This window comes from Roseovarius sp. D22-M7, assembly GCF_037083785.1.
Lineage (GTDB): Bacteria > Pseudomonadota > Alphaproteobacteria > Rhodobacterales > Rhodobacteraceae > Roseovarius.
Genome location: NZ_JBAPKY010000016.1, coordinates 64,366 through 77,965, shown reverse-complemented (window position 1 = coordinate 77,965; position 13,600 = coordinate 64,366). Strand labels below are relative to the sequence as shown.

The 13,600-nt window shown below is 66.3% G+C and carries 15 protein-coding genes and 1 tRNA gene; 9 read left to right on the top strand and 7 right to left on the bottom strand.

Translation table 11 applies throughout. From position 1 onward, the window contains the following. Positions 1-223: hypothetical protein (locus V8324_RS09470; RefSeq protein WP_336419688.1), on the top strand; the 223-nt coding region annotated here is incomplete at its 5' end. Between the two features lie 137 nt (positions 224-360). Here V8324_RS09470 and V8324_RS09465 read toward each other — a convergent pair. The 4 genes from V8324_RS09465 to V8324_RS09450 form a co-directional block, all read right to left on the bottom strand. Continuing rightward, positions 361-437 (bottom strand) — tRNA-Arg (locus V8324_RS09465). Between the two features lie 55 nt (positions 438-492). After that, positions 493-1,884 (bottom strand): sensor histidine kinase, encoded by a 1,392-nt coding sequence (locus tag V8324_RS09460; protein WP_336419687.1) that lies wholly within the window; start codon positions 1,882-1,884, stop codon positions 493-495. 50 nt (positions 1,885-1,934) lie between these two features. Next, the gene (locus tag V8324_RS09455; RefSeq protein ID WP_336419686.1) at positions 1,935-3,353 is read right to left on the bottom strand and encodes a dihydrolipoyl dehydrogenase family protein; all 1,419 of its coding nucleotides are present in this window, start codon (positions 3,351-3,353) and stop codon (positions 1,935-1,937) included. A 2-nt stretch (positions 3,354-3,355) separates the two neighbouring features. Then, entirely contained in the window at positions 3,356-4,087 is a 732-nt protein-coding gene (locus tag V8324_RS09450; RefSeq protein ID WP_336419685.1) for a TVP38/TMEM64 family protein, read from the bottom strand. A gap of 309 nt (positions 4,088-4,396) precedes the next feature. Here V8324_RS09450 and rpmH point away from each other — a divergent pair, with 309 nt between their 5' ends. From rpmH to V8324_RS09430, 4 genes are all read left to right on the top strand, one after another. Then, positions 4,397-4,531 (top strand): 50S ribosomal protein L34, encoded by a 135-nt coding sequence (gene rpmH, locus V8324_RS09445; RefSeq protein ID WP_104020418.1) that lies wholly within the window; start codon positions 4,397-4,399, stop codon positions 4,529-4,531. Between the two features lie 22 nt (positions 4,532-4,553). Continuing rightward, on the top strand, positions 4,554-4,964 hold the full coding sequence (gene rnpA, locus V8324_RS09440; RefSeq protein ID WP_442970500.1) for a ribonuclease P protein component: 411 nt from the start codon (positions 4,554-4,556) through the stop codon (positions 4,962-4,964). Next, a complete protein-coding gene (gene yidD / locus V8324_RS09435) occupies positions 4,961-5,212 on the top strand; it encodes a membrane protein insertion efficiency factor YidD (RefSeq protein ID WP_336419683.1) in 252 nt (83 codons plus the stop codon). The genes rnpA and yidD overlap by 4 nt, the downstream gene beginning before the upstream one ends. A gap of 153 nt (positions 5,213-5,365) precedes the next feature. Continuing rightward, positions 5,366-6,913, top strand: coding sequence for a trimethylamine methyltransferase family protein (locus V8324_RS09430; protein WP_336419682.1), 1,548 nt, complete (start codon positions 5,366-5,368; stop codon positions 6,911-6,913). A gap of 15 nt (positions 6,914-6,928) precedes the next feature. On the opposite strand, the gene V8324_RS09425 is transcribed toward V8324_RS09430, so the two are convergent. Then, positions 6,929-7,225 carry a DUF6477 family protein gene (locus V8324_RS09425; protein ID WP_336419681.1) on the bottom strand — a complete coding sequence of 99 codons (297 nt, stop codon included), beginning with the start codon at positions 7,223-7,225 and terminating at the stop codon, positions 6,929-6,931. Positions 7,226-7,464: 239 nt separating this feature from the next. Between V8324_RS09425 and V8324_RS09420 the strand changes: the two genes are divergently transcribed. After that, positions 7,465-8,589 carry a DUF6456 domain-containing protein gene (locus V8324_RS09420; RefSeq protein ID WP_336419680.1) on the top strand — a complete coding sequence of 375 codons (1,125 nt, stop codon included), beginning with the start codon at positions 7,465-7,467 and terminating at the stop codon, positions 8,587-8,589. Between the two features lie 12 nt (positions 8,590-8,601). Here V8324_RS09420 and V8324_RS09415 read toward each other — a convergent pair whose 3' ends face one another. Further along, positions 8,602-9,057, bottom strand: a complete 456-nt coding sequence (locus V8324_RS09415; protein WP_336419679.1) for an Lrp/AsnC family transcriptional regulator — start codon at positions 9,055-9,057, stop codon at positions 8,602-8,604. Between the two features lie 139 nt (positions 9,058-9,196). On the opposite strand from V8324_RS09415, the gene ald reads away from it, so the two are divergent. Then, positions 9,197-10,309: an alanine dehydrogenase gene (ald, locus tag V8324_RS09410; RefSeq protein ID WP_336419678.1), complete on the top strand. Its 1,113-nt coding sequence runs from the start codon at positions 9,197-9,199 to the stop codon at positions 10,307-10,309. 48 nt (positions 10,310-10,357) lie between these two features. Here the strand turns inward: ald and V8324_RS09405 are convergent, their stop codons facing one another. After that, positions 10,358-11,317 carry an L-malyl-CoA/beta-methylmalyl-CoA lyase gene (locus tag V8324_RS09405; protein WP_336419677.1) on the bottom strand — a complete coding sequence of 320 codons (960 nt, stop codon included), beginning with the start codon at positions 11,315-11,317 and terminating at the stop codon, positions 10,358-10,360. 240 nt (positions 11,318-11,557) lie between these two features. On the opposite strand from V8324_RS09405, the gene dgcN reads away from it, so the two are divergent. Both dgcN and dgcA read left to right on the top strand, forming a co-directional pair. Beyond that, the gene (dgcN, locus tag V8324_RS09400) at positions 11,558-12,559 is read left to right on the top strand and encodes an N-acetyltransferase DgcN (protein ID WP_336419676.1); all 1,002 of its coding nucleotides are present in this window, start codon (positions 11,558-11,560) and stop codon (positions 12,557-12,559) included. Between the two features lie 74 nt (positions 12,560-12,633). Then, a complete protein-coding gene (gene dgcA, locus V8324_RS09395; RefSeq protein WP_336419675.1) occupies positions 12,634-13,599 on the top strand; it encodes an N-acetyl-D-Glu racemase DgcA in 966 nt (321 codons plus the stop codon). Position 13,600 lies beyond the last annotated feature (1 nt).

Here is a 13,600-nt window from a genome sequence, read left to right as displayed (position 1 = left end):
GCAGAATGATCGCATTTATATTCTCGGGTCAACCGGCCATTATCTTGTCCGATTTCCGACCGTCGTCGTCCCCACCCCGCCCAACCCCGCGTTTTCGTGCTTGCGCGCTTCTCCGACGCCAGACAGCATCGCGCGCTACTCCACCACCTCGTGTGGCGTCCGAGAAACTTACAGCATAGCGATCATTTCGGCTTGGCGCGGCATCCATCAAAAAGGCATATAGGCGCCACCTGCGAAACACTGTGTGTTTTGGCGGGCGCGCTACGAGACCCTGCGCTTTTTCGGTTGGTGGGTAGGATGCACAAGGCCTGCGGCACGACCTCATAAGATTATGACTTATATAGTAAATATTGGGGTGAATGGCGGACCGAGGAGGATTCGAACCCCCGACCCCCTGATTCGTAGTCAGGTACTCTATCCAGCTGAGCTATCGGTCCGCTGCCGGGGCGGATAGACGCTATGGCGCGGTGATGCAAGGGGGCTTTGGGGGCTTTATTGCGTGTGGCCCAGATTTCCCTTGGGCAGGGTGATGCGGAACACCGTGCCGGTCGCGTCGCTGTCTGCGAGCGACAGGGTGCCGCCATGGCCACGCACCAGTTCGGCGGCGATAGTGAGGCCGAGGCCGGTACCGCCCTTGGTGGCCCCGCCCCGGAACGGCTCGAAGAGGTGCGCGCGGGCCTTTGGCGGCAGGCCGGGGCCGGTATCGTGCACCTCGATGATCCAGGCGCCGCCATCCTCGCAGGCCTGCACCGTGATCTCGCCCGCGGCGCCGCTGTTAAGGATGGCCTGGCGCGCGTTGCGCACGAGATTGGCGATCACCCGTTGCAACTGTTCGGCATCGGCCCGCAGGACGAGGTCGCCGGAGACCTCCTGGGTGAAGGTCACATCCGCCTCGCCGGCCGACAGCCGCTCGCTGTCGATCACGTCGGCCACGATATCGGCGAGGCGCAGGCGCGCCAGCGTCGGCCCCGGTTCCTCGGCCTTGCCATAGGCCAGGGTCGCCTCGCACAGATGCACCGCGCGGGTCAGGGACTTGACCAGCTTGGGGGCCATGCGTTTTACGCGGGGATCCTCGCTCAGTCCCAGGCGATCGGTGAAGAGCTGTGCCGAAGTCAGGATGTTGCGCAGGTCGTGGCTGACCTTCGCCACGGCCCCGCCAAGCTGGGCGAGATGCTCTTTCTGCCGCAACGCGCCGGTCAGCTGGGTCTGCAGCGATTGCAGCGTCTCTTCGGCCTCGCGCAGATCGCGGATCGCGGCAGAGGGTTCGATCACCTGACGGGCATCCTCGGGGGCGGCGGCATAGGCCTGCATGTTGCCGACAACGCGCTTGATCGGCCGCACGATGAAGCATTGCACGGCCCAGAAGAGCAGCAGCGCGGTGATCACCGAGATGACCAGCGACAACCACAGGATGCGCAACCCGTAATCGATCATCGCGGCGCGGAGATCGCCGGTCTCGAGCGTGATCTCGATCAGCAGCCCGCCCATCCGCACCGGCTGGCCGATCACGCGGATCACCTCGGGCTCGGGCGTGGCCATCCGGCGCAGCGCATCGCGGATCAGCGCCAGAGCCGGGGCCTCGCGCAAATCGAAGGTTGCCGCCACGGGCTTCGGCACCGGGGACGACAGCACGAGCTGGCGCGCCTCGTCGCGGCGCAGGACGACGTTGAAAACGCCTGCATTTTTCAAGAGTTCCTCTTGCAGGTCGGCGTTCACCTCGTCCTCGGCCAGCAGGACGAGCGAGGCGATCTGCGCGCGTTCCAGCCGGTTCGTCAGGAAATCTTCGCGGAACCGGGCGATGGAGGGCACGAAGATCAGGATCTCGGCCAGCATCACGAAGATGACGGTCAGGATCAGAAAGCGCCCCGAAAGTGAGTTGAGCAAGCGGTGTCTCCCTTGGTCCCGACATGGGCCGTTAAGCCGGTTTGCGGCGATCAGGGCAACCAGCGTTGTACGAAACCGACCATGTTCCTTATAATCAGGCTGTCGAACAGGCGGGGCGAGAAATAGGCGCCCGCGACCCGCTTGTTGATCTCGCCGAGCGTGGGGTAGGGCGCGACCATCCCCGCGACATGTTTCATCTTGAGCCGGTTGGCGAGGACGAATGCCCAGAACCCGATCAGTTCCCCGGCCTGCTCGCCGGCGATCGACGCGCCGACGGGGCGTCCGCGGACCACCATGACCTTGATCAGGCCTTCTGTCTTGCGCTCGGCGATGGCGCGGTCGTTTTCGGCATATGCGAACCGCACCACCTCGAGATTGCCGCCATGCGTGGCGCGTGCGGCCTTTTCGGTCAGACCCACCTGCGCCAGTTCCGGCTGGGTGTAGGTGCACCACGGCACGTGATCCGTGCGCTCCTTTGCGGGCAGGCCGAGCAGCGCTTGGCGGATGATCAGCCCGGCGTGATAGTTCGCCACGTGGGTGAACTGCATGCCGCCCGCGACGTCGCCGATGGCGTAGACGCGGCGGTTGGTGGTGCGCATCGAGGCATTGACCTTGATCCCGCGCCTGGTGGTCTCGATCCCGGCGGCGTCGAGGTTGAGACTGTCGGTGTTGGCGCGGCGTCCGACGGCGATCAGCAGATGCGTGCCGGTAAACACGCGGCCATCGCCCGCTTCGACCTCGATCGCGCCGGCGGTGCCGCGGATCTCGGCGGCGGTGGCGCCTTCCTCGATCGCGATTCCCTCGGCCGCGAACCGGTCGCGTATCACCTGCGCGGTCTCGGGGTCGTCCTGACCCAGCAAAGAGGCGCCCTCGATCACCGTCACGTCACTGCCCAGGCGGCGATGCGCCTGCGCCATCTCCATGCCGATGGGCCCGCCGCCGATCACCAGCAGGTGGCCCGGCTTCTCGCGAAGTTGAAAGATGGTCTCGTTGGTCTCGTACGGCACTTGGTCGAGCCCCGGGATCGGCGGCACCAGCGGCGACGAGCCGGTGGCGAGGATCACCCGCCGCGCTGTGATGACGTGATCGCCGGCTTCTACCTTGCGCGGCGAGATGAACTTGCCGAATTCACGGATCACCCGCACGCCGAGCCCCTCGAACCGCTCCACGCTGTCATTGGGCTCGATGTGGCCGATGACACCGGCGATGTGATCCTTGGTGGCGGCGTAATCCACCTGCGGCGTCACATCGGCGATGCCGTATTGCGACGCATGGGCTTGCGCATGGGCGGCCTTGCCACTGGCGATCAGCGCCTTCGACGGCACGCAACCGTAATTCAGGCAATCGCCGCCCATCTTGTGGCCTTCCAGCAGGGTGACGCTGGCACCCATCTGCACGGCGCCCGCCGCCACGGACAGTCCCGCAGAACCGGCCCCGATGACCAGCAGGTCGGTTTCAATCTCTTGCATGCTCAGATGTCCTTCCTGCCGCGAATAGCCTTGATCGCGAGGGGCAGTGCCGCGAGGGCGGCGAGCCCGAGAATCGGCCCGAGGATCTGCGGCTCCCAAAGCAGCGACAGATCGGGGGTGTCTCCGCGGTCGAACACCTCGCCGAGGCCCACGCCGATCCAGGTGAAGACAAGCGCGCCGGGAATGATCCCGAGCACCGTGGTGATCGCGAAGTTGAAGAACCGCACCCCGACCAGCGCCGGCAGCAGGTTGGCCACGAAAAACGGTACCGCCGGCACCAGCCGGATCAGGAAGAGCACGCTGATCTCGTTCTCGTGCAGTGCCGCCTTGAGGCGCTTGAGCCGGCCTTCGGAAGTCTCGATCTTCGCCGCCAAGGCCTCGCCCAGCCCCCAGCGGGCGGCAAGGAATATCGCGAACGCCCCGAGCGAGGCGGCGATCACGTTGGCCGCGGTGCCCGCGGGCAGCCCGAACAGGAACCCGCCGGTGACCGAGGCCACCGCGGCGCCGGGCAGCGAGAAGGCGACGATCACCAGGTAGACGGCGATGAAGGCCAGGATCATCGCCGCGTAATTGGCGTCGCGAAAGGCCAGAAGCGCCTCGCGGTTGTCGCGCAGGGTGTCGAAGGTGATGTGGTCGCGCAGGGTGAAATACCCGATCACGGCCACAGTCAGTATCACGGCCAGCGGCGCGTGCCGCAGCCAGCCTCGACGTTGGGGATCGCTTTGTTGCCGCATGCTATTGTCCATGGGTCCACTCTGTTTGGTTGGTGCTGCCCCCCAGTTGCATGGAAGCGGGCGCGCGCGCCAGTGGCCTCACGCGAGGGTGACTGGCGGTGATGGAGGCAACGTTCTCGTGCATTGGATGTAGCACCGCACGCGCGGGCGTGCAGAATCTTGGTGCAGCGGTCGCTGATGGATTTTGTCGCCGCGGCCGCGTCCTGGGGTTTGACTTGGCCGGGCAGGGCGGCTAAAGGACGAAATCTAGCATGCAATGACGCAGACGCGGTTCCTGAAGCGCTGCCAGACAATGTCGGAGACGGAGCGATGAAACGCACCTTTCAACCCTCGAACCTCGTGCGCAAGCACCGCCACGGCTTTCGGGCACGGATGGCCACCAAGGCCGGGCGCAAGATCCTCAACGCGCGCCGCGCGCGGGGCCGCAAGTCGCTGAGCGCCTGAGCGCCAGGGCCATCCCAAGACCATGACACCCTCGACGGCCCCTGAAACTCAAGCAGGGACACCGCGGCCGGGGGTGTTTTGTCGAGTCCGGGGCAATCTTTGCGTCATGCGCAAGAGGCGCGATTTTCTTGCCGCGGCGCGAGCCAGGCGCGAGGGTGTGCCGGGAATGATGGTGCAAGGTCGCGACCGGCGCGACGGCAACCCGGCGATTCGGGTCGGGTTCACCTGTTCCAAGAAGGTCGGCAATGCCGTGCTGCGCAACCGTGCCAAGCGCCGCCTGCGGGCGGTTGCGCGCGACGTGCTGAACGGTTCCGGGCAGCTCGGCTGGGATTACGTGCTGATCGGGCGCGCGGGGCAGACGGTGACCCGGCCCTATGCGGACTTGCGCGACGATCTCGTCCACGCGCTGCGAAGGCTGGGCCGCGCGTCATGACCCTGCCGGCCCGCCTCCTGTCAATGCCGATCCGGGCATACCGGTTGATCCTGTCGCCCTGGGTCGGCTGGCACTGCCGCTATCAGCCGACCTGCAGCCAATACGCGCTCGACGCGCTCGCGATGCATGGCGCGCTGCGGGGCGGGTGGCTGGCGCTGCGGCGGATCGGGCGCTGCAACCCTTGGGGGGGATGCGGCCATGACCCGGTGCCCGAACCCGCGCAGAAGACCCGTACGCAAGAGACCTGACGCGGCTGGCGGCCGCAGCATATGTCGTTTTTCCCCTCAACGCGCCGGAATCCGGGCCTGCTTGTCGCCCGCGAGCCGTTAGAACGGGGCGGAGGCCTTGTCCGAGAGCGGGGCTTGGGCGAGTGACGAAGCATGCAAGCAGAGGGTGCATCCATGGCAGAAGCAGCAACGCGCAGCAGACGGACGCGGGGCGGTGGCGGGGCCGCACGCCGCGCGGAACGCACCGCCGTCAGCGTCGAGACCGCGCGCTACATCGAACGCAATATCCCCAATTTCGAGATCCTGACCGAAGAGGCGCTGGAGATCATCGAGGCCAACGCCGAGACGATCCTCGAGGAGGTCGGCGTCAATTTCGTCGAGAATCCCGCCGCACTCGACCGTTGGCGCGAGGCCGGCGCCGAGGTGACCGGCGAGCGGGTGCGCATCCCGCGCGGGCTGGCGCGGCAGCTGATCGCGACCGCGCCGTCGCGGATCACCCAGCATGCCCGCAACCCCGAGCGCACGGTCGAGATCGGCGGGCGCTCGCTGGTGCTCGCGCCGATCTACGGCCCGCCCTTCGTGCATGACATGGAAGGTGGTCGGCGCTACGCGACGATCGAGGATTTCCGCAATTTCGTGCGCTTGGGCTACATGTCCAAATGGCTGCACCATTCGGGCGGCACGGTCTGCGAGCCGACGGACATCCCCGTCAACAAGCGCCATCTCGACATGCTGCTGGCGCACATGACCCTGTCGGACAAGCCGTTCATGGGATCGGTGACCGAACCCTCGCGCGCGCAGGACAGCGTCGACATGGCGGGTATACTGTTCGGACAGGATTTCGTGCAGGACAACACGGTGATGACGTCGCTGATCAACGTCAACTCGCCGATGACCTTCGACGACGTGATGATGGGCTCTCTCGAGGTCTATGCAGCCAACAACCAGGCCTGCATCCTGTCGCCCTTCATCGTCGGCGGCGCGATGGCGCCCACCACGGTCGCCGGCACCCTGACGCAGGTGCTGGCCGAGGTGCTTGCGGGCATCGCCTACAGCCAGCTGGTGCGCCCCGGCGCGCCGATGATCATGGGGGCGTTCGTCACCTCGATCGACATGAACTCGGGCGCGCCCACCTTCGGAACGCCCGAGGCGGCCCATATCACGTACGGCATGGGCCAGCTGGCACGGCGGCTGAACCTGCCCTACCGGTCGGCGGGGTCCTTCAACGGCTCCAAGCTGCCGGATGCGCAGGCCGCCTACGAGACCGCCAACAGCCTCAATGTGGGGCTTCTGTCGGGGGTCAACTTCATGCTGCACGCCTGCGGCTGGCTGGAAGGCGGGCTGGTGGCGAGTTTCGAGAAATTCGTGATGGATTCCGACCAGCTTGGCGCGCTGCATCACCTCGCCCAGGGCGTGCACATGGACGAGAACGGGCAGGCGATGGATGCCATCCGCGAAGTCGGGCCCGGCGGGCATTACCTTGGCTGCGCCCATACGCAGGCCAATTACAAGTCCGCCTTCTGGCGCTCTGATCTCTTTGATTACAAACCATTCGAGACCTGGTCCGAGGAAGGCGCGCGCGACACCTTGACGCTGGCCAACGCGCGCCTGCGCAAGCTGTTGAACGATTATCAGCAGCCGCAGCTCGATCCTGGCATCAACGAGGCGCTGCACGCCTTCGTCGCGCAGCGCAAGAGCGAGATGCAGGACGCCTTCGGATAACGCCCTGCAGCGCGCTCAGGCCTCGACGGCTTGCGCGCCCTGCAGGTGACGCACCTCGCCGATCATCGCGATCAGGACATCCACATGCCGCGCCGCCTGGTAATGGGCGGCGCGGCCTTTTCTGTCGGCCTCGAGCCCCGCTTCGATCTCGATCAGCGGCATCAGCGCGTCACCGGCGCGCGGCAGCGGCCCTTGGCCCAGATGCCGCGCCAGATGCGCGGACCGGTCATAGCCCGCCATCCCGATCCGCGCCGCGCGGATCAGGAGCGGCGGACGCCGCAGGCCGTTGAACGCGGTAAGACCATTCTGCATCGCTAGTTCCCCTTCTGATTGTGCGAAGCCGTTCTTGCACGGTTTCCAGCCCCGTTGCGCTTCCCCCGGCTCGGCGTACGTAGGGGGCTGAATTTGTTTACCATTTATCAATCAAGGTTGATTTTGTGGAAACACTTAACGAACCGGTAATCATTGCACGTCTTAGTTGTGGATAAATCTGGGGATCGGGTGGCCGGCGCTGACCGGCCGCCGATGCTGGCTGAGCTTGGGGGTGGGCTATGCGCGAACAGATGATGAGCAAGGCCGCGATGCCGCGGGTCCCGTCATGGGTGCCCGAGGCCGCGCTGCACTACCTTGCGCATATCGAGAGCGGCACGCCGATCCGCGCGCTGGCCCGGCATTCGGGTCGGCATGCCTCGACCGTCCTGCGTCAGATCCGTACCTTCGAGACACTCCGCGACGATGTTCTCGTGGACGAGGCGCTGCGCCGTCTGGGCCAGAACGTGGCAAGTGCAAGGCGACCCGGTTCTCCTGTCAAGGAGACCAACAAGATGACAGTTCAACTCGAAACGAAAGCCCGCGACACCGATATCACGCTCAGCACCGCGCGGCTGCAATCCGAGGCGCGCCGCGTGCTGCGCCGGCTGTGTGAGAGCGGGGCGCTGTTGGCGGTCTCGGCGGATATGGACAAGGCCGTGGTGGTGCGCGACAGCGGCGCGGGCGCGCCGGCGCGCACCGCGGTGGTGGATCGCGACGTCGCCGAGGCGCTGGCGCTGAAGGGCTGGATCGCCTGCGACAATCCGGGCCGCATCTCGCGCTACCACGTGACAGGCAAGGGACGTGCCGCGCTTGGCCAGATGATGGCCGACGCGGAAAACGTGGCGTCCGGCCTGCGCGAGGCGCCGATCGTGCTGGACGACGGGGGCGGCAGCGAAGCATCCGGGGCCGCGTCCTCGCGCCGGATCCGCTACGGCCTGGCCGAGTCGCCGCTGATCGCGCTGGCCCGGCGGCGCGACAAGGATGGCAGCCGGTTCCTGTCGCACGACCTGGTGCGCGCCGGCGAGAGGCTGCGCGAGGATTTCGAGCTGGCCCAGATGGCGCCGCGCGTGACGCAGAACTGGGATCATTTCCTGAGCCATGTCGACGACCGGGGCGGCCCGGCGATGCAAGCCGGCTATGGCGCCGAGGCCGCGCGCGCCCGGGTGATCGGGGCGCTGCGCGATCTCGGGCCGGGCCTCGGCGACGTGGCGTTGCGCTGCTGTTGCTACCTTGAGGGGCTGGAACGCGCCGAGAAGAAGATGGGATGGTCCGCGCGATCGGCCAAGATCGTGCTGCGCATCGCGCTGCAACGGCTCAAGCGGCATTACGAGGAACTGGGCGATGCCGGCGGGATGATCGGCTAGGGACTGCCCGCGTCAGACCGATAGCGCCGTGGTCGAGACCACGGTGCGCAATGCGAAGCTCGACTGCATCTTGGCGACGCCGGGCAGGCGCGTGAGATACTGCCGATGGATGCGGGCGAAATCCTCGGTGTCCTCGGCGACGATCTTGAGAATGTAATCGGCGGTCCCGGCGGTCAGGTGGCATTCGAGCAGATCGGGCACGCGCGCGACCGCGGTCTCGAACGCCTCGAGCACCTCGTCGGCCTGCGTGCTGAGGGTGATCTCGACGAAAACCGTCGCCGGGACGCCCATCTTGCGGGTATCCAGAAGCGCGACATAGCCCTTGATATAGCCCTCGGCCTCGAGCCGCTGCACCCGCCGGTGACAGGCCGAGGCCGAGAGGTTCACCGCCTCGGCGAGATCCGCGTTCGAGATCCGGCCGCGTCCTTGCAGCACGCGCAACAACCGGCGATCCATTTCATCCAGCATGACCGCGCACGTTCCTTCCCAGAAAATCACAAATCCTCAAAGTATCTTGCACAGAGTCCCGATTTACGCACAAAGTTTCAATCCCTTTTGCGCGGGTTTTGATCAAAACTAAAGAGAGACATGTGGAGGAGACGACGTCATGAAGATCGGGTGCCTGACTGAGATAAAGCCGCAGGAGTTCCGCGTGGGCGTGACGCCCAATGCCGCGCAAGAGGCCACGGGGCACGGTCACGAGGTGATCGTGCAGGCTGGTGCCGGCGTCGGTGCGGGTTTCGACGATGCAGTCTACGAGGCCGCCGGCGCACGGATCGTCGAAACCGCCGAACAGGTCTTCGCGCAGGCCGACATGATCGTGAAGGTCAAGGAGCCGCAGGCGGCCGAGCGCAAGATGCTGCGGGACGGGCAGATCCTGTTTACTTACCTGCATCTCGCGCCGGATCCGGCGCAGACCCGCGATCTTATCGAGTCGGGCTGTACCGCCATCGCCTACGAGACGGTCACCGATCGCTCGGGCGGGTTGCCGCTGCTCGCGCCGATGTCCGAAGTGGCGGGCCGTCTCGCGCCGCAGGTCGGCGCATGGACGTTGCAGAAATCCAATGGCGGGCGTGGCATGCTGATGGGCGGCGTGCCCGGCGTCGGCCCGGCGCGTGTCATGGTGATCGGCGGCGGTGTCGTCGGCACCCATGCGGCGCGGATCGCCGCGGGCATGGGCGCGGACGTCACCGTGCTCGACCGGTCGCTGCAGAGGCTGCGTTATCTCGACGATGTGTTCGGCGGTCTCTTCAAGACCGGCTATTCCTCGGCCGGGCTGGTGGACGAGTTGCTGCCACTTTCAGACATGGTGATCGGCGCGGTGCTGATCCCGGGGGCGGCTGCGCCCAAGCTGGTGCGCCGCGATCAGTTCGCGGTGATGAAGCCCGGTGCCGTGCTGGTGGACGTGGCGATCGACCAGGGCGGCTGTTTCGAGACCTCGAAGGCGACCACCCACCAGGATCCGATCTACGAGGTCGACGGGATCATGCATTACTGCGTGGCCAACATGCCTGGGGCCGTCGCGCGGACATCGACGCTGGCGCTTGGCAATGCGACCATGCCGTTCATGCTGGCCCTTGCCGACAAGGGGTGGAAGCGGGCCTGCGCCGAGGATCCCAACTTGCTGAAGGGGCTCAACGTGCATGCCGGGCATCTGACCTATGCCGCCGTGGGCGCGGCCCTCGGGATCGAGACGGTGCATCCCGAAGAGTTTCTCTGACGCAGCGTCTGCCCCGGCGCGACGTGCCGGGGCGGGTCTGCGAGCATGTCAGATTTCCGCGATCATCTCGGCCTGCCTGACGATGCCTTCGGCCTGCTTGATCGAGGCGATGTCGACGAGACGGCCCTTGTAGGTGGTCGCCCCCTCGCCGCGGGCCTTGGCCTCTTCCATCGCCGCGAGGATCTCGCGGGCTTCCTCGACGGCGGCGTCCGAGGGCGTGAAGATCTCGTTGGCGAGCGCCACCTGCCTGGGGTGGATCGCCCATTTGCCCACCATGCCGAGCGTGGCCGAGCGCAGCGCCTGTGCGCGGAAGCCGTCATCGTCGCTGAAATCGCCGAACGGCCCGTCGACCGGCAGAAGGCCATGCGTGCGGCAGGCGGCGACGATGGCGCTTTGCGCCCAGTGCCACGGATCGGCCCAGTATTTCGCGCCCTCATGCAGCATGTAGTAGTTTTCCTGCGTGCCGCCGATGCCGGTCGTCGACATGCCCATCGAGGCCGCGAAATCGGCGGCGCCAAGGCTCATGGCCTGCATGCGCGGCGAGGAGGCCGCGATCTCCTCGACATGGGCGATACCGGCGGCGGATTCGATGATCACTTCGAAGCCGATACGCTTCTTGCGGCCCTTCGCGGCCTCGATCGCCGTGACCAGCGCGTCCACCGCGTAGATGTCGCCCGCACAGCCCGCCTTGGGGATCATGATCTGGTCGAGCCGGTCGCTGGTCTGTTCCAGAAGGTCGACGACGTCGCGATACCAGAACGGCGTGTCGAGCCCGTTGATCCGCACCGACAGGCATTTCTTGCCCCAGTCGACATCGTTGATCGCCTGAATGGTGTTGGCGCGAGCACTTTCCTTGTCGGTGGGCGCGACCGAATCCTCGAGGTCGATATTGATCACGTCCGCGGCGCTCGCCGCCATCTTCTCGAAAAGTTTGGTGTTGGAGCCGGGACCGAAAAGCTGACACCGGTTTGGGCGGGCAGGCGGGGCGGGTTGCAGGCGAAAGCTCATCTCGGGGGCGCTCCATCGATTGAAGGGATCGGGTGACTGTCGCGCTTGTGGGTATGAAACTGCACCCGCCTTCGCAAGGTTCTTTCGTGCACCGCAGCATGCGGGCGCCGCGAATGCGTGCAATCCGCCGCGCCATCGGATAGGTATTGCGTGACTGCGGTTGAACCGGGCGGCAAATCGCGGTTCTTTCCGCTCGCAATTCCGCAGCCGCCGCACACGCCGAACAACCGGAGCCGAGCCATGATCGAGACCCCCTATCTGCTGTTCCTGGGCGATGCGCCCGACATGCTGGCCGCGAAGGTCGCCATCGGCATCCGCGACTGGCGGCCCGACAATGCCGTCGGCCAGTTCCGCCTGCCGGGCTGCGGCGCAGATCTGGGCCTGACAGACATGACCCTGGCCGAGGCCAAGGCCGCCGGGGCGAAGACCATGGTGATCGGCGTGGCCAATCGCGGCGGGGTCATTTCCAACGCCTGGAAGAAGGTGCTGGTGACCGCGATGGAAGAGGGGTTCGACCTTGCCGCGGGGCTGCATAACCTGCTGCGCGACGAGCCCGACCTCAAAGCGGTGGCCGAGGCGACGGGGCGAAAACTGCACGATGTGCGCGTCCCGGAAGTCAAGTATCCCATCGCCGACGGCAAGAAACGTAGCGGCAAGCGCTGCCTGCCGGTGGGCACCGATTGCTCTGTCGGCAAGATGTATACCGCGATGGCGATGGAGGGCGAGATGCACGCCCGCGGTCTGAAGGCCACCTTTAGGCCCACCGGGCAGACCGGGATCCTCATCACCGGCGACGGCGTGCCGCTGGATGCTGTGGTGGCGGATTTCATGGCCGGCGCGGTGGAATGGCTGACACCCGACAACGATGCCGATCACTGGGACCTGATCGAGGGTCAGGGCAGCCTTTACCACGTGTCCTATTCCGGCGTGACGCTGGCGCTGGTGCATGGCGGCCAGCCCGATGCGCTGATCCTTTGCCACGAGCCGACGCGCACGCATATGCGGGGCCTGCCCGATTACAGCCTGCCAACACTGGAGCAACTGCGCGACACCGCGCTGCCGCTTGCGCGGATCTCGAACCCCAATTGCCAGGTGGTGGCCGTGGCGGTCAACACGCAGCACATGGACGAAGACACCGCGCGGGCCTACCTTGCCGGGGTCGAAAGCGAGATCGGGCTGCCGGCCACCGATCCCTACCGGTTCGGGGCGAGCAAGCTGGTGGATGCGCTTGCCACGCTCTGATCGGGCGCGGCGCGCGTGGCCGCGTCGGGATGCCTCCGGCGGGAGTATTTTGGGAAAGATGAAGGCGGGGCGAAATGGAAATTTCAGTGACGCGCGACGTGTTCCGGCTGGCGCAGGTGTTTACCATCAGCCGCGGCTCGCGGACCGAGGCGCGCGTGCTGACCGTGCGGATCAGCGAGGGCGGCGTGACGGGATGGGGCGAATGCGTGCCCTATGCGCGCTATGACGAGACGCTCGACAGCGTGACCGCACAGATCGAGGGATTGCCGAAAAAGCTGACGCGCGCGGGGCTTTACGATCTGCTGCCGGCGGGAGCGGCGCGCAACGCGGTCGATTGCGCGTTGTGGGACCTGGCGGCCAAGCAGGCCCGCCGGCGGGTCTGGGAACTGGCCGGATTGGCCGCGCCGGGCCCCGAGATCACCGCCTATACGCTGTCGCTGGATACGCCCGAGGCGATGGAGCTTCAGGCCGCCAAGAACGCACATCGGCCGGTCCTGAAGATCAAGCTGGGCACGCCCGACGACATGCCGCGGCTGGAGGCGGTACGGCGCGGCGCGCCCGAGGCGCGGATCATCGTCGATGCCAACGAGGGCTGGAATGCGGCCGTCTATGCCGACCTCGCGCCGCACCTGCTGCGCCTTGGGGTCGCGCTGGTCGAGCAGCCGCTGCCTGCGGGCGAGGATGACTCGCTGATCGGGATGGACCGCCCGGTGCCGGTCTGCGCCGACGAGTCGTGCCACGACCGCGCCAGCCTGAGGGACCTTCGCGGTAAGTACGACGTGGTCAACATCAAGCTGGACAAGACCGGGGGCCTGACCGAAGCGCTGGCGCTGCGCAACGCCGCAAAGGCGGAAAACTATGCGATCATGGTGGGTTGCATGGTCGGATCAAGCCTTGCGATGGCGCCTGCGACACTCGTGGCGCAGGGGGCGATGGTCACGGATCTTGACGGGCCTTTGCTGTTGGCCGAAGACCGTGGCAACGCTTTGAAATTCGATGCGGCGGGGGTGCATCCGCCCGACGCCGCCTTGTGGGGGTAGC